At 69.3% G+C, this 14116-nt stretch carries 17 protein-coding genes; 8 read left to right on the top strand and 9 right to left on the bottom strand.

Going from position 1 to position 14116, the window contains the following annotated elements:
* The first annotated feature begins 165 nt into the window (after nt 1-165).
* The 8 genes from ACQP2T_RS17165 to ACQP2T_RS17130 all read left to right on the top strand — a co-directional run bounded on the left by ACQP2T_RS17165 (nt 166) and on the right by ACQP2T_RS17130 (nt 4197).
* Nucleotides 166-675, top strand: a complete 510-nt coding sequence (locus ACQP2T_RS17165; RefSeq protein WP_433517123.1) for a MauE/DoxX family redox-associated membrane protein — start codon at nt 166-168, stop codon at nt 673-675.
* 49 nt (nt 676-724) lie between these two features.
* Nucleotides 725-1204 (top strand): hypothetical protein, encoded by a 480-nt coding sequence (locus ACQP2T_RS17160; protein WP_433517122.1) that lies wholly within the window; start codon nt 725-727, stop codon nt 1202-1204.
* Nucleotides 1205-1211: 7 nt separating this feature from the next.
* Nucleotides 1212-1373, top strand: a complete 162-nt coding sequence (locus ACQP2T_RS17155) for a hypothetical protein (protein ID WP_433517121.1) — start codon at nt 1212-1214, stop codon at nt 1371-1373.
* A gap of 18 nt (nt 1374-1391) precedes the next feature.
* Nucleotides 1392-1934: a hypothetical protein gene (locus ACQP2T_RS17150; RefSeq protein WP_433517120.1), complete on the top strand. Its 543-nt coding sequence runs from the start codon at nt 1392-1394 to the stop codon at nt 1932-1934.
* 39 nt (nt 1935-1973) lie between these two features.
* On the top strand, nt 1974-2489 hold the full coding sequence (locus ACQP2T_RS17145; RefSeq protein ID WP_433517119.1) for a DUF5666 domain-containing protein: 516 nt from the start codon (nt 1974-1976) through the stop codon (nt 2487-2489).
* Nucleotides 2489-3016: a hypothetical protein gene (locus ACQP2T_RS17140; RefSeq protein ID WP_433517118.1), complete on the top strand. Its 528-nt coding sequence runs from the start codon at nt 2489-2491 to the stop codon at nt 3014-3016. The genes ACQP2T_RS17145 and ACQP2T_RS17140 overlap by 1 nt, the downstream gene beginning before the upstream one ends.
* Nucleotides 3013-3345 carry a hypothetical protein gene (locus ACQP2T_RS17135; RefSeq protein WP_433517117.1) on the top strand — a complete coding sequence of 111 codons (333 nt, stop codon included), beginning with the start codon at nt 3013-3015 and terminating at the stop codon, nt 3343-3345. Before ACQP2T_RS17140 ends, ACQP2T_RS17135 begins: the two co-directional genes overlap by 4 nt.
* A gap of 177 nt (nt 3346-3522) precedes the next feature.
* Entirely contained in the window at nt 3523-4197 is a 675-nt protein-coding gene (locus tag ACQP2T_RS17130) for a LysR family substrate-binding domain-containing protein (protein ID WP_433517116.1), read from the top strand.
* A 60-nt stretch (nt 4198-4257) separates the two neighbouring features.
* Here ACQP2T_RS17130 and ACQP2T_RS17125 read toward each other — a convergent pair whose 3' ends face one another.
* The 9 genes from ACQP2T_RS17125 to ACQP2T_RS17085 form a co-directional block, all read right to left on the bottom strand.
* Nucleotides 4258-5274, bottom strand: coding sequence for a M23 family metallopeptidase (locus tag ACQP2T_RS17125; protein WP_433517115.1), 1017 nt, complete (start codon nt 5272-5274; stop codon nt 4258-4260).
* 173 nt (nt 5275-5447) lie between these two features.
* On the bottom strand, nt 5448-6041 hold the full coding sequence (locus ACQP2T_RS17120) for a restriction endonuclease (protein WP_433517114.1): 594 nt from the start codon (nt 6039-6041) through the stop codon (nt 5448-5450).
* 122 nt (nt 6042-6163) lie between these two features.
* Nucleotides 6164-7765 (bottom strand): FAD-dependent oxidoreductase, encoded by a 1602-nt coding sequence (locus tag ACQP2T_RS17115; RefSeq protein ID WP_433517113.1) that lies wholly within the window; start codon nt 7763-7765, stop codon nt 6164-6166.
* Between the two features lie 21 nt (nt 7766-7786).
* Entirely contained in the window at nt 7787-8812 is a 1026-nt protein-coding gene (locus tag ACQP2T_RS17110) for a LacI family DNA-binding transcriptional regulator (protein ID WP_433517112.1), read from the bottom strand.
* A gap of 25 nt (nt 8813-8837) precedes the next feature.
* On the bottom strand, nt 8838-10088 hold the full coding sequence (locus tag ACQP2T_RS17105) for an enolase C-terminal domain-like protein (protein ID WP_433517111.1): 1251 nt from the start codon (nt 10086-10088) through the stop codon (nt 8838-8840).
* A 5-nt stretch (nt 10089-10093) separates the two neighbouring features.
* Nucleotides 10094-10939, bottom strand: a complete 846-nt coding sequence (locus ACQP2T_RS17100; RefSeq protein WP_433517110.1) for an NAD-dependent epimerase/dehydratase family protein — start codon at nt 10937-10939, stop codon at nt 10094-10096.
* Nucleotides 10936-11775, bottom strand: coding sequence for a carbohydrate ABC transporter permease (locus ACQP2T_RS17095; protein ID WP_433517109.1), 840 nt, complete (start codon nt 11773-11775; stop codon nt 10936-10938). The genes ACQP2T_RS17100 and ACQP2T_RS17095 overlap by 4 nt, the downstream gene beginning before the upstream one ends.
* Before the next feature lie 5 nt (nt 11776-11780).
* Entirely contained in the window at nt 11781-12647 is an 867-nt protein-coding gene (locus ACQP2T_RS17090; protein WP_358450145.1) for a carbohydrate ABC transporter permease, read from the bottom strand.
* The gene (locus ACQP2T_RS17085) at nt 12644-14008 is read right to left on the bottom strand and encodes an ABC transporter substrate-binding protein (protein WP_433517108.1); all 1365 of its coding nucleotides are present in this window, start codon (nt 14006-14008) and stop codon (nt 12644-12646) included. The genes ACQP2T_RS17090 and ACQP2T_RS17085 overlap by 4 nt, the downstream gene beginning before the upstream one ends.
* Between the last annotated feature and the right edge of the window lie 108 nt (nt 14009-14116).

Raw genomic sequence — 14116 nt, 5'->3', positions numbered from 1 at the left:
TCCAGCCCAGTGTGCTCGGCGTGCTCGATGTCTGTTTCATCTCCGCCGTGCCAGCTGAACAGGCCGTTTGGCTGCTTAACAGAATTAGTGCCGCCGAGCACGACAAGATTTTTGATCTCCTCATTGATCAAAGTATTGCGGGCATTTATGATCACGTCCATGGACATGGCCGAATTAGTGGGAGTGGGCTGCGGTCTTCTCGCCGCCCTCTTCGTCGCCAGCGGCATTCCCAAAATCAGACGACCTTTCGCGCTCGCGCTCGCGCTGGTCCGCTTCGGTGTCGTCAAACGGGTACGGCCCGGCTTGGGCCGGATTCTTGGTGCCCTGGAGGTCGCGGTCGGTCTCGCCGTAGCGGTGAGCCCGGCCCTGCTTCCGGCCGCGACCTGCGCTCTTGTGCTTCTGGTCGCCTTCACCGCGGTGGTCGTACGGTCGGTCATGGCGGGGCAGAGCGTGGAGTGCGCCTGCTTCGGCACGGGCGAGACGACCTCGTGGGCGACCGTGGTGCGCAACCTCGTCCTGATCGGCGTCGCGGCGTTCGTCGCCGCGGCACCGGCGGTGCCCACCCTGGACCAGCGCATTTCAGGACTGCTCATTGGTACGGCAATCACCTGCGGATATCTACTAATTTCCACGCTGGCCGTGGTCAAGCCTTTCAGCGTCCGACTCGACGGGTGAATGAGGCGTCATGGGCTATACCTCACTATTTGTCGTGGCTACCGTCTGGTTGCTTTTGCTCGCTCTCGGGCTGCTGGTCGTACGCCGCGAACTGTCGATCCTTCAGGACCGTGTGGCAGTGAGCGGAGCCGCGCCCGCCGACGGCCTCGCCGTGGGCGCGCTTGCCCCGCAGTTCCCCGGCATGCGGTCTGACGACGTGGTCCTGTTCTTCTTCGGCGACTGCGAGCCCTGCCACGAGGTGGCGACGGAGGTGGCACGCTCCGCCGATCCGGGCGGGTTCGCCTGTGTGGTCAGCGACGGCACCATGGCCGGGTCATCGGCCGGTTTCGGACGGATCCTGCCCGAGGACGCGCGTGTGCTCACGGGCGATGAGGCCGGTGCTGTGAGAGACCGGTACAAGGTGCACTCCGGCCCCTTCGGCGTGGCGGTGTCCAATGGCCTGGTGGTGGCCAAGGGCATCCTGCGGTATGCCAACGACCTGGAGCATCTCCATAATGCCGCCTACGGCGCGGCCTCGGTCGGCAGGTGAAGGAGACATGATGGGTGGCATCCTGACCAGCCCCCGGATCAGGCCGGCCCTGGCGATACCACTGGCCGCGCTCGGTGTGCTCGCCGGACATCTCCTGGGCCTCCAGCCCTGGACGCTGCTCGTCATGGCCGCGCTGATAGTGGCGATCGCGCAGCAGACCCTCCCTTGAGGCCCCAACGTGATCATCATGATCACGCGCGCCCGCGTGTCCGGGTGCTTCGGTTCCTCGGTGGTGGCTGGTGCCGTCCTCATACTGTCGGCAATGGCCGGAGCGGCGCTCACCGGGGCATTCGCCGGTCTCCTCGGCGCGGCTGTGGAGCCCCCGATGCGGGCTCTGCTCGCTGTGACCGCAGTGTCGGCAGTCATCGTCGGAGCGGCGCTCAGGCCCGTTCCCTGGCAACTGGACCGTGAGACCAACACCCGCTGGCTCACGTACAACGACTGGCGCACCGCCGCGTACAACGGCTTGGCGCTCGGCGTCGGCTTCACCACGCGCATCGGTTTCTGGCTCTGGTACCTGGTCCCGCTGACCGCCTTCGTCACGGCCGACCCGGTCCTCGGAGCGCTCGGCTTCACCGTCTTCGCGCTGACACGGGTGGGCCTGTCCGCGCTGCTCACCTCAGCGGATATCTACATCTCCGACGGGATCATTCGAGCCCGCATGATCGCCGACCCGTTGGCCCTCGCCGCGCTCGGCGCCCTCTACCCCATTCTCACGCCGTTGCTGTGACCAACAGACCGTTGTTTCACCAACAGAGAGGAAGAAGTAATGAAGGAGGAAACGACCAGACGCGGGCTGTTCGCCGGAGTCTTCAGGGACACGGCCGGCAACTCGCCACTACCCCCGTCCGACGCCTCTGCAGGCGTCCTGGTCAGCGGTTCGGGCCAGAACGTGACAGTGCGCCGCTACGGCTCGGCCGGCCTCACGGCCGCCGAACCCGTCACGGCCAAGGCTGAGGAACTGCCCTACGGCTGGACGCTCAGGCCCGGCGACCTCGTCGTGCTCGACGAGTCCACCGCGGGTCAGCGCGTCGCGGTCACTCTGCACCGCAACGTCAGCGGGAGCGTGACGGAGGTCACCGCCGATCGCATCTCAGTGAACGGCCAGGTCTGCCTGCTCGACCCGCGGACGGTGCACTATGAGGGCACGTCGGGCGAACCGGCCGCCAAACCGCTGGCCCAGCCACTGAAGCCCGGGGACACCGTCGCCTTGGAGTGCTTCGACAACCGCGTGGACGGCACTCTGACCGTCCACTTCATGCGGCGGATCAGGCAGGCTGCCTGATGGAACGCGTTCTCGCCGTCGTGCTGGTGGCGGCGTGCGTCGTCCTCACGGTGGCCTTCCTGGCCTGTCTTCGGGGAATCGCGGAGCTGCGCCTGCGCCTCACCGGGCGCGGCGTGGATCCCAGCGCCCAGCTGATCATCGGCAGGAAACTTCCGGACAGCCTGGTCTCGCTGATCCCCGACGCGACGCAGGACGCGTTGCTGCTCTTCATGTCCAGCACCTGCGGCACTTGTCACGGCCTCGCGGCCGATCTGGACAAGTTCGCGGACCGTCAGACGGTGGCGATCATCGCCGGCGACTCCACCGCCGAGTTGCTCGCAATGCTCCCACCGCACGTCAATGCCTTCGACGGCGAGCAGTCCAAGGCGGTCGACGCCGACCTGCCCATGGCGCTGTGGCCCACCGTCGTCCTGCAGCGGGACGGCTTCATGGTCGCTGTCGCGACGGGCAGCGACGCCGACAGCGCCGCGGACCTCGAGGTGCTGTGGGAACAGAGAGTGGACGTACCAGAGGGGATGAGAGCATGATCGTCGAGCACGTGAAGAAGACTCGGCTGACGAGGAACAAGTTCCTCGCCGTCGCCGGGGCGACAATCGTCGGGGTGGCCACCAACGCGTGGTTCCCCGGACGAGCCGAGGCGGCGCCGGACGGCTGCTACGGCTTGCCAGGTTGTAGCTGCTGCTCAGCCACAACCTGCTGCGCGAGCGGCTGCACCAGCATCAACGCCTGCGGTGGCAAGCACTGCTGGACGACATGCGCCTACTTGGGGAGCACACTGTACCGGTTCGAGTGCTGCGATTACTCCAAGGGCGGCAACGGGTGCATCTGCAGGGTGAACAACCGACCCTGCACCTGAGTAATGATCATGATGCGGTGGGCCCGGCCCACCGCATCATGATCACCGCTGACCGTCACCCAGGAATTGCCGCGCGCCGCGCAACTCGGTCCGAAGCCGCCGCTGGGTCATGGCGCAGTCCAAGCGCACGTCTATGGGGCCGGGCAGCCTGGTGTCCGCCCGCCAGCGTGACGGCAAGTGGCGCGTGTCGAGGGCATCGCGGCGAGCGATGAGCAGCCCAAGCTCGTATCGGCTTACGGCGTCGGCTCCGGCGACGTGGTGGTAGGACTCCTGCGGGACGGCGGCGCCGACGCCGGATTCGTCAGGCTGCCGATCGACCGCGACGGGCTCAGCGTGATTCCCCTCTATGTGGAGACCACCGTGGTCGTGGTGCCCAAGGACCACGCGGTGACCGCCGCCGACGAGGTATCCCTCGCCGACCTGACCGACGACGAGGTGTTGCACCCTCTGGACGACACCATCGAGTGGACGGCCCGGCCCGGGCAACCCGCCTTCACGCGCCCACCCACAACGGCGAACGCGGTCGAGCTCGTAGCGGCCGGCACCGGGCTGCTCCTGGTCCCCCAGTCACTGGCACGCCTCCACCACCGCAGAGACGTCACCTACCGGCCAGTGACGGACGCCCCGCAGTCTCAAGTAGCGCTGGCCTGGCCAAAGGACGCGACCACCGACCTGGTGGAAGATTTCATCGGCATCGTCCGCGGCCGCACAGCGAACAGCTCACGAGGCCGTACCCCCGCCTCCCCCGCAGAGAAACCAGCACAGCGACAAGCACAAAAAACCGCCAAGAACGGCTCCGCCCGCCGGGCCGTACCAGCCAGCCGCAAAAGGAAGGGCAACCGACCTCGGTGACCCGCAGCCCCAGAAGAGCGCCGCCACCCGCAGTGGGTGGCGGCGCTCATGGTTCACACGTCAGCCGCAGTGTTCGAAGGGGCTGGTGTAGGTGGCCGTACCGGCCGTGCCGCCCCACTTGACGCACTTGTCCGCCGCGCTGGCGGTTACCGGACCCGCGTAGTAGGTGAACTTGCCGGTGTCGGTGACCTTCGTCTTGTCCTTGACCTGCAGGAAGGCACTGGTGGCGGTGGCCTTGCCGAGGGAGGTCGCCTTGATCGTGGCCACGCAGTTCTTGCCGTTGGCCGAGTTGAACAGCAGGTAGACCTTGCCCGCGGAGCCCAGGGCAGCCGAGTCGATCACCTTGTAGCCGCTGCCGCACACCGTCTCGGGGGTGTTCGGGTTGCCGCCGCCGCCTCCGCAGTTCTTGGAGGTGAGGGTCTGGTTCGGGTAGCCGAACGTGGCCCCGTTGAAGACGGCCTTCTGGATGTTCGACGGGTAGCTGCTGCCCTTGCGCACCTCGAAGTGCAGGTGCGGCGATATGCCGTTGCCCGGCTTGCTGGTGTTGCCGACCGCGCCGATCTTCTGGCCCTGGGTGACCTTGGCGCCCGCGGCGACGGCGCGCGAGTTCAGGTGCGCGTAGAAGGTCGTGTAGCCGCCGCCGTGGTCGATCTTGACCAGGTTCCCGTAGCCGTTGGTCGAGCCCTGGTGGGCCGAGATGACCACGGTGCCCGCCGCGGCGGCGACCACGGTGTCGCCGAGGTCGGCGTTCGCCGTGCTGCCCCGGTTGAAGTCGATCTCATAGGACTTGTGAGCGCTGCTGCCGCTGGAGTTGCCGGTCCACTTCTGGCCGCAGGGGAAGGGGAGCTGGAAGCGCGGGGCGGCCAGGGTCGACACCTGCGGCCCCTCCACCTGGTTCGGGGGGTCGTTGTTGTCCGTACCCGAGGTCGGCGTGGGGGTGGGGGTGGGGGTGGCGGTCGGCGTAGCGGACGGCGTCGGAGTGGCCTCGGCCCCCGTCGTGCTCGCTAACGCGCCCTGGCCCGATGCGAGACAGATGAACAGGGCGAACCCCGCCGTAAGCACACCTCTGGGTCGCATACCAATCCTTTCAACGCGTGCCGGAGCCGCGCATGGGTCTATGGGGTCGTTCCAAGCGCTCTTGCTGGAGATCAAGAGTGCGGATGAGCCATACAGAGAACATCCAGAAGCCGCATAGACAGCCATCCGCGCCGAGCACACGCCGGCCGGGAAGCACAGTTTGACCTGCAGTTTCAGCCTGCAGGCTCCTCCCCTTCGATCAGGACCCCCTTCGGTCGTACGGGCAGGAGCGAGACCGTGCCCAGCAGCCAGTCCGCCAGCCGATCGCGTTCGACCAGGATCAGCGGCTCCCGGGCGCCGAGCGCCTCCAGCCGGGCCTGACGGGTCAGCTGCCCCGAGGTGACCAGGACGCCGATGTGCCCGGCGAAGGTGTTGGCGAGCGCTCCCAGGAAGTTGCGGACGTCGGGCGCGCCGACGGTCTTGCTGTAGCGCTTGCACTGGATGGCGTACTTCCCGTGGCCGGGAGCGACGGCGGTGATGTCCACCCCACGGTCGCCGCTACCGCCGCGTTCCCGGACCTGCCGGAAGCCGTCGGCGATCATCCGCTGGGCGACCAGGTGCTCGAACTGCGGTCCGGACATCCGGTCGATCTTCGCCAACTCGACGTTGGCCGCCAGGAACTGCCGTCTGCGTGCCTCGATGGCCTGGTAGCGCAGGAGCAGCCCGCCGCCGAGCACCGCCAGGACCAGGCAGACGATCGCCGCCGCCCAGACCGGATGGTCGCGGGCGAACGAGACCACGACCATCCCGGCGATGGCCACACCCACAGCTCCCAGGACCCATATGTCCTGTCTTCTTCTCCGTGACTTTCCCCTCGCCATGGCTCCCCCTCCTCGCTGGGTGGTGTCCATGGCGAGTGTGAGTCACCGGTCCGACAAAAACAGAAGGATCAGTAGCCCGCAGGTGCCGGCCAGCGGCGCTCGACGCCGATCCTGTCCAGCTCCCCGGTGAACTCCTCCAGCAAGGTCTCCTTCTCCCTGACCTCCTGCGGCTCCACCCCACGGCGCAGGCAGTACGCGGCCAGTTGCCCCGCGGCCTCGCCCACGTTCCACTCCACCGGATGCAGGCGGAAACACCCGTTGGAGATGTGCGTGGTGCCGATGTTCTTCCCTGCCGGCAGCAGGTTGCGCATCCTGACCGGCAGCAACGCGCCGAGCGGGATCTCGAAGGGCACGCTGGCGATGTCGATGTAGTTGTCCCCGCCGGTCGACGGGTGCAGGTCGATGCGGTACGCGCCGACTCCGACGGAGTCATGGTGCCGCAGCGTGCCCCGGTCGCCGAGGACGGCCCTGGAGACGTGGTGCTCGGTGACGGTGGTGACCGCGCGGATGCGCCTCGATTCCCTGACATATGCGGATTTCGCCAGGCCGTCGGCGGTGCCGACCACGTCGTGGCGGAGCCGGAGCCCGGGAAAACCGGTACCGCCGTCAGGGCGGGGCGCTTCGGTCTGGAGCCAGTACAGCACCGACAACGACAGTTGCTTGGCCTCCTTGTGCGCCAGCGCCGCCGTGTCGGCGTCCACCTCGATGATCGGGCGCAGCCAGTAGTCGTTGAGCGGCCAGTTGACCAACGTGATGTCGGAAGCGGCGAAACCAGGCTCGAACAGGTCGCGGGCGAGGATCCTGCGGAACATCCACAGGTCCTTGTCCCCTGATTGGGCGCTCTGGTCGGCCAGCACCGCGCGGGGGTCACCGGCCGGGTTGGGGTCGAACCAGCGGGCCTCGGGCTCCAGGGTGCGCGGGTCCGGCGCGCTGAAGCCGAGCAGCGGGCCGGGCCAGAAGGCGGGCCGGTAATCGCGCCAGAATCCGTAGTCCGCGGGCCGGTCGATGACGTGGTTCTCGCCGTCGTGGTGGGAGACGGCGAAGCAGTAGGTGATGCCCTGCATGTTCAGCGGCTGGTGTTCGTCCGGCGCGTGCGGCTCGTCGTGCTCGCCGCGGGCCTCCGCGCCCGTGACGTACTCCGTCTTGGCCAGCGGCAGCAGCTCGCCGGTCTCCGTCGCGTCGAGGATGTAGGCGGCGGCGATGGTGCGCGAGTCGCCGGAGCGGAGGTCCAGCAGCGTGACGGCGCTGACGCGGTCACGGTCCACCTCGACGTCGACGGGGCGGTGTTCGAGGAGGACGCGCAGGCGCCCGGCGGCCTCATGGGGAGCCAGCATGGCCTGCAGAACCGCCAGAGAGACGCGTGGTTCGTGGCACAACTTGCTGACATATCCGGCGCCGGGGTTCAGCTCGCGCCAGCGCTGCGCGCCGCCGGTCATGGGGTACCAGCGCCGGTAGTAGTCGCGGATGGAGCCGCGCACCTCACGATAGGTGGCGGTGGCTCCGTAGCTCTCGATCCACGGGTGCTCGTCAGGGGGTACGGCCTGCGCGGTGAGCTGGCCGCCGATCCAGTCCGTCTCCTCGGTGAGGACGACGTCGTGGCCCGCGCGGCAGGCGGCCAGGGCCGCGGCGACGCCGCCGAGCCCACCGCCGACGATGAGGATGTCGGTCATGGGTGGTGCCTTTCGCGTGGGTTAGCGGGGAGGTGCCGCGGTCTCGCCCGGCTCCAGCTCGCAGGTCATGAGCTGGTGCCTGGGGACCGTACGGTCTCCCGCGATGAGTTTCGTGAGCAGCCGCACGGCCGCGGCCCCCATCTCGCGACGGGGCACGGCGAAGCCGGTCAGACCCGCCGGGCGGTCGGCGGGGTCGCCGAGCGTGGCCAGGGAGAGGTCGTCGGGGAAGCGGAGACCAGCCCCCTCGGCGGCAGCCAGGAGGGCACGGTGGGCGGCGTCGGTGTCCGTGGCCTCGGTGACCAGCGCGGTGACGCCCTGGTCGCGCCAGGCGCGCAGCCGCTCGGGGGTCAGGTCGGCGCCGTCGGTGCGCACCACCTCGGCGGCCAGCCCGCATTCGTCCATGCCGCGTCTGAAGCCCGCCTCCCTGTCGACGGAGGTGATCGCTTCGTCAGCTTCGCGTACGTACAGGATGCGCCCATGCCCCAGCCCCGCCAGATGCCGCACCACGGCGGCGCCGGCGGAGACGTAGTCGGCGCCGACGTAGGGCAGGCGGTCGCCGAACTCGTCGTGCCGCCCTATATAGACGACGGGCAGATCGGTGGCCAGCAGCCGGTCCATCTCCGGCACGGGCAGATGCCTGCCCAGGAACAGGCAGCCGTCGGCCAGGCGTACCCGGTTGAGCACCTGGGCGTGCGGGCGCTCCCCCGTGACGCTGGAGGCGATGAACATCAGCAGGTCGTAGCCCTGCGCCGCCGACTCCTCCTCGATACCTACCAGGAACGGGTAATAGGCGTGCGACATCTCCGTGGGGAAGGTCGAGGTGAAGGTGTAGAGGCCGAGCAGGTTGTTCTGGCCGGCCGCCAGGCGGGTGGCGATCGGGTCGGGCACGTACCCGAGCTGCTCGGCGGCCGCCATGACCTTGCGCTGGGTCTCCTCGGCGATGCCCATGGCGGCGGCGCCGCCGCCGAGGATCAGCGACACGGTCGGCTGTGAGACGCCGGCCAGGCGGGCGATGTCCGCCTGACGAGGACGACCGCTGGGTCTCATGGCATATCCCCCAAGAAGTAGTAGATCACGGAGCTTCGAGCCCGCCGTCGGGCCTGCGCACCCGCGCGGCCCACCGCTCGTGCAGGTGCGTCTCCGGCGGGTACCGCTTGGCGGCGCCCTCATCGAGGTCGATGCCCCAGCCGGGCCGGTCGGAGGGCGTGATGTAGCCGTTCACCGTCCGCAACGTGCCCGGGAAGACCTCGTGCACGGTCTCCGGGTAGACGTGCGCCTCCTGGATCCCGAACGCGGGGCTGGTGACGTCGAGCGTGACGTTGGCCGCCGCGCCCACCGGCGACACGTCCGGCGGCCCGTGCCAGGCCGTCCGCACGCCGGTCAGCTCGCACAGCGCGGCGAGCTTGCGCACGGGTGTCAGCCCGCCGACGGCCGAGACGTGCAGGCGCAAGTAGTCGACGCCACCGGAGGTGATGAGCCGCGCCGCGTCGGTCACCGAGGAGACCAGCTCACCGGAGGCGATCGGCATCGGCGCCGCCGCCCGCACCTCGGGCAGCCGGTCGAAGTGCTCGGGCGCGAGCGGGTCCTCCAGGAAGAACAGCCGGTACGGCTCCAGCGACCGCGCGAGCACCACGGCCTCCTTCGGCGTGAGCCGGTTGTGCGCGTCGTGCAGCAGGCCGAGTTCGTCACCGAGGACCTCGCGGGCCCGCTCGAACAGCTTCGGCGTGCTGCGCAGGTAGTGGCCGACGTCCCAGCCGTCGGGGTGGGGGCTGTCCGGATACGCGCCTGGCGTGCCGACGCCGCCGTACGTGCCGAGCCCCGGCCCGCCCGCCTGCAGCCGTACGTAGCGGTAGCCCTGCTCGGCGAGCGCGGCGGCCCGCTCGATCGACTCCTCGACCTCGCCGCCTCGGGCCCCGGTGTAGACGGCGGCGGCCGCCCTGACCCGCCCGCCCAGCAGCTCGTACACCGGCACGCCGAAACGTTTGCCGGCGATGTCCCACAACGCCTGGTCGATGCCGGACAGCGCGTTGTTGTGCACCGGCCCGCCTCGCCAGTACGAGGAGTAGTGCAGCATCCGGCCGATGTCCTCGATGTCGGCGGGGTGCCGGCCGATGACCATGGGCGCGATGTGATGCTCGATCGCGGCGACCACGGCGTGGAAGCGCTGGGTGAAGGTGGCGCAGCCGAGGCCGTACAGGCCGGGTTCTGAGGTGTCGATCCGCACGACGACGAGCGGGACCCCGCCCGGGGCGGTGACGATCGCGCGTACACCGGTGATGCGCAGCCCGTCCCTGGCCTGCCACGGCGCCTGCGTCTCCGGCATGATCATTATTGTCGCTCCTCTGGAAACGGATGCAAGGCGGCGAACCCGAGCAGCCGCCTGGCCGGTTCGAGATCGATGGCCACCGTCCTGCCGGGCAGAGCCGTACGGCACGGCATGCCGGGGTGGTGTGCGGCGAGCAGTTCCTCGGTGGGCGTCGTCATGAGCGTCTCGGGCGCGGCGACGAAGATGACCGGCGCTCCATCCAGCGGGGCCGTCAGCCCGAGCAGGCAGGCCCGCGCGGCGTCGCGCAGGTCGAGGTAGCTCCACATCTCCGGGGCCCCGGCCGCGGGATCGCCGGCCAGCCGCTCCGCGCGCGCGGCGAGCCTGTCCTGGTCGCCGAGGAAGGGGAAGCGCAGCGCGGCGACGGTCATGCCGTGCCGCCGGTGCATCATGGCCGCCGTGGCCTCGTCCACCTGCTTGGACAGCGCGTACGGGTCCTCGATCAGCAACGGCACGTGCTCGTCCAGCGGCAGATACGCCGGGCTGGGGCGCGACCTGGCGAAGGGCAGGCCGGTGATCGACAGGCTGCTGGCGATCACCGCCCGCCGTACCCCCTGCTCTCCCGCCTCGTTCAGCACCACGAACGTCGCCTGCGTGTTGGCCGAGAACACCACCTCGGGCGCCGCCACCTCGGGCGAGGCCAGCGCCGCCGTGTGCACGACGGCGTCGGCCCCTTCGAGGGCCGCGCGGACGGCGGCCGGGTCGCGGGCGTCGCCCACGACGACCCGCTCCGCCGCCAGGGGGCCGGGATCCCGCTCGACGAGCGCGGTCACGGCGATGTCGCGCGAGGCGAGTTCTGCCAGTACGGCGGAGCCGAGGCGGCCGGCCGCGCCGGTGACCAGGACCCTCATCCCTTCAGCCCCGTGAAGGCGATGCCCCGGATGATCTGCCGCTGGAACAGCAGGAACACCAGGACCGGCGGGATGATCGCGATCAGCATCCCGGCGATGAGCAGGGCCTGGTCCGAGGTGTCGGCCAGCCGGGGCAGGGCCACCGCCAGCGGCTGGCTCTCGGTGTCGGTGATGGCGATCATGGGCCAGAGGAAGTCCTTCCACGCGTTCATGACAGCCAGCAGTGATACCACGGCCAAGATCGGCCGCGACATGGGCAGCACCACACGGGTGAAGATCCGCCACGGCCCCGCGCCGTCGAGGCGCGCCGCCTCGAACAGCTCCTTGGGTATGCCGTCGAAGAACTGCTTGACCAGCAGGACGTTGAAGGCGTGCGCCCCGGCGGGCAGCCACACCGACAGCGGGGTGTTGGCGATGGACAGATCCAGGACCGTCAAATAGAGCGAGACCATCGAGACCGTGCCGGGCAGGAACAGCGTCGCCAGGACCGCGCCGTAGACGTACTTGCCGTAGGAGGGCCGCAGGACCGACAGCGCGTACGCGCCGGTCGTCGCGACGAACAGCTGGGTGAACCAGGAACCGGCGACGAGCACGACGGTGTTCGTCAGGTAGTGGCCGACCTCCAGGGTCGTCCACGCCTCCGTCAGGTTCGACCATCGCACGTCCGCCGGCCACAGGGCCAGCGGCCGGCGCAGCGACTCCTGGGTGGAGGAGATCGCGCCCTTGAAGATCCAGTAGATCGGTCCGGCACCTTCCAGGAGCAGGGCCACGATGAGCAGCGCCTGGGTGGTGCCCAGCCCGAGGCGCATCCCGCGCCGTTCGGTCTCGGAGATCACTCCCCTCACTTCGTCCCCCAAGTTCTGGTCAGCCGCAGATAGACGGCCGACAGCACCGCCAGCACCACGGCCAGGCTCACGCTCAACGCCGCCGCCGTGCCGTAGTCGCCGTTGACGAACGCGTACCTGTAGATCAGCAGCAGCACCGTGACCGTCGAGTCCTCCGGCCCGCCGTCGGTCAGCACGAACGGCTCGGTGAACACCTGGAAGGTGTTGATCACCTGGAGCAGCAGCATGATCAACAGGATGGGCCGCAGCTGCGGCAGTGTCACGTGCCACAACCTGCGCCAGATGGACGCGCCGTCGAGCTCGGCCGCCTCGTACAGCTCAGTGGGCACGCTGGACAGCGCGGCCAGGTAGATGAGCACGGCGCCGCCGGCGCCCGCCCAGGTCGCCTCCAGGACCAGGCTCGGCATCGCCATGCCCGTGGACTGCAGCCAGGGGTACGGTCCCAGCCCGACCAGCCCGAGCAGCTGGTTGAACAGGCCGGAGTCCGGGTCGTAGAACCACTTCCACATCAGCACGGCCACCACCGGCGGCACCACCACCGGCAGGTAGACCAGCACCCGCATCAGCCCGGAGCCGCGCCGCAGCTCCGACATCAGCACCGCCAGGAAGATCGGCAGCGGGAAGCCGATCACCAGGGCCAGGCCGGTGAACAGCAACGTGTTGCGCACCGCCAGGCCCAGCAGGGGGTCGGCGAGCAGGGTGCGGAAGTTGTCCAGGCCCGCGAACGTCGCCGCCTCGACCAGGTTGGTCCGCTGGAAGCCGAGCACCACGCTGCGGATGATCGGCCACCACGAGAACAGGCCGAAGACCAGCACCGTCGGGATGAGGAACAGCGCGGCCGCGACGCCTTTGCCCCGGGTCACTGTGCTTTCTCAAGCAGCGGGGCGACTCGGGCCGCCGCCTTGGTCAGCTCGTCGCGCGGGTCGGCGTCCTTGCGGGTCAGCACGGCCTGCACGGCGGTGTCGAGGGCGCCGTACAGGTCCTGGGCGGCGACCGGGGGCTCGACGACGTACTCCAGCTTGTCGGTGTCCTTCACGTAGGGCGCGAAGTTCGCCACCGGGATGTTGGCGTGCTTGGCGATCGCGGTGTTCACCGGGCCCGCCACCGACGTGCCGTAGAACGGCAGCGTGGGCAGGCCGACCGCCAGTTTGTCCGCCGCGTTGGCCACGGCCAGTTGCTCGGCGGCGGCCGGGTCGTAGTTGGGCTTGAGGTAGTAGAAGTCGATCCACTTCACCGCGGCGGCTCGCTGCGCGGCGGTGGCCTTGGCGTTGACGGCCGCCACCAGCCCGCCCAGCAGCGTCGCCTTGCCCGCGCCCTGCTGCGGCAGCGCCGCGATGCCGAAGTCGTCAGGTTTGCCGGAGTAGAGGGTGATGTAGCGGTTGTAGCTGTTCACGGTGCCGATGAGCATGCCGATCTTGCCGGCCGCGAAGTCGCGCTCCGCGTCCTGCTGGGTACGCAGCTGGCTGGCGCCCATGGAGTCGTCCTGCCAGCGCATCGCGGACAGCTGCCGCAGCGCCTGCTCCGCCGGGCCGTCCAGGAGCGCGGGCACGTACTTGTCGCCCTCCTGCTTCTCCATCCGGCCACCGAAGGAGTAGGTCATCGCGGTCAGGATCCAGCCGCCGGTGTTCTTGACCGTCATCTGGGTGTAGCCGGTCGCGCCCGTCCCGGCGATCTTCTTGGCGGCCGCCCTGACCTCGTCCCACGTGGCCGGCGGCTGGTCGGGGTCGAGCCCGGCCTTGGTGAACAGGGCGCGGTTGTAGACCAGGCCCAGCGCGTACTCGGTGACGGGCAGGCCGTAGACCTTGCCGTCCGCGCCGGTCGCGGGGGCCAGCGCGCGGGGGTCAAAGTCTCCGGCGTGCGGCAGGGTCTTGATCTCGGCGCTGAGGTCGGCGACCTGGCGCCGGGCGATGAGCCCCGGCGGCTCAGTCAGCGGCACGGTCAGCACCGTCTCCGCGTTCCCACCGGCCAGTCTGGTCGCGAACGTCCTGGCGTCCCACTGCGTGTCGGTCGGCTTGATCTTGATGGCAGGGTTGGCCTTCTCGAACGCGGCGACCGCGTCGAGGAACTGCTTGCGGGTCTTGGCGGCGGTGGTGGGAGGCATGCCCGCCACGGTGATGGTGGTCGTGCCCGAGTCCTCACCCGACGAGCCGGACGCGCAGCCCGCCGTCGCGGCGGCGAGCACGAGCGCCCCCGCCATCCACTTCCTGGAGGCTGATACATCCATGGCCACTCCTCTACCTAATGCGGATTAGGTGGCATCTAATCCGCATTAGACGGCGAGTGTCAAGGCGTTACCGGCAGATTACGCGATGCGCACAGATCACCCTTGACA

Source organism: Nonomuraea sp. CA-143628 (genome assembly GCF_050942315.1).
GTDB lineage: Bacteria > Actinomycetota > Actinomycetes > Streptosporangiales > Streptosporangiaceae > Nonomuraea.
Note: the sequence above shows the minus strand (reverse complement) of the source record. Positions and strands in the feature narration are given on the sequence as shown.

Excerpts from the sequence above, each read along its gene's own strand:
- ACQP2T_RS17135 (WP_433517117.1), top strand. The coding sequence starts at position 3,013 with ATGATCGTCGAGCACGTGAAGAAGACTCGGCTGACGAGGAACAAGTTC.
- ACQP2T_RS17155 (WP_433517121.1), top strand. The coding sequence starts at position 1,212 with ATGATGGGTGGCATCCTGACCAGCCCCCGGATCAGGCCGGCCCTGGCG.
- ACQP2T_RS17125 (WP_433517115.1), bottom strand. The coding sequence starts at position 5,274 with ATGCGACCCAGAGGTGTGCTTACGGCGGGGTTCGCCCTGTTCATCTGT.
- ACQP2T_RS17150 (WP_433517120.1), top strand. The coding sequence starts at position 1,392 with ATGATCACGCGCGCCCGCGTGTCCGGGTGCTTCGGTTCCTCGGTGGTG.
- ACQP2T_RS17145 (WP_433517119.1), top strand. The coding sequence starts at position 1,974 with ATGAAGGAGGAAACGACCAGACGCGGGCTGTTCGCCGGAGTCTTCAGG.
- ACQP2T_RS17140 (WP_433517118.1), top strand. The coding sequence starts at position 2,489 with ATGGAACGCGTTCTCGCCGTCGTGCTGGTGGCGGCGTGCGTCGTCCTC.
- ACQP2T_RS17110 (WP_433517112.1), bottom strand. The coding sequence starts at position 8,812 with ATGAGACCCAGCGGTCGTCCTCGTCAGGCGGACATCGCCCGCCTGGCC.
- ACQP2T_RS17115 (WP_433517113.1), bottom strand. The coding sequence starts at position 7,765 with ATGACCGACATCCTCATCGTCGGCGGTGGGCTCGGCGGCGTCGCCGCG.
- ACQP2T_RS17085 (WP_433517108.1), bottom strand. The coding sequence starts at position 14,008 with ATGGATGTATCAGCCTCCAGGAAGTGGATGGCGGGGGCGCTCGTGCTC.
- ACQP2T_RS17165 (WP_433517123.1), top strand. The coding sequence starts at position 166 with ATGGCCGAATTAGTGGGAGTGGGCTGCGGTCTTCTCGCCGCCCTCTTC.
- ACQP2T_RS17105 (WP_433517111.1), bottom strand. The coding sequence starts at position 10,088 with ATGCCGGAGACGCAGGCGCCGTGGCAGGCCAGGGACGGGCTGCGCATC.
- ACQP2T_RS17100 (WP_433517110.1), bottom strand. The coding sequence starts at position 10,939 with ATGAGGGTCCTGGTCACCGGCGCGGCCGGCCGCCTCGGCTCCGCCGTA.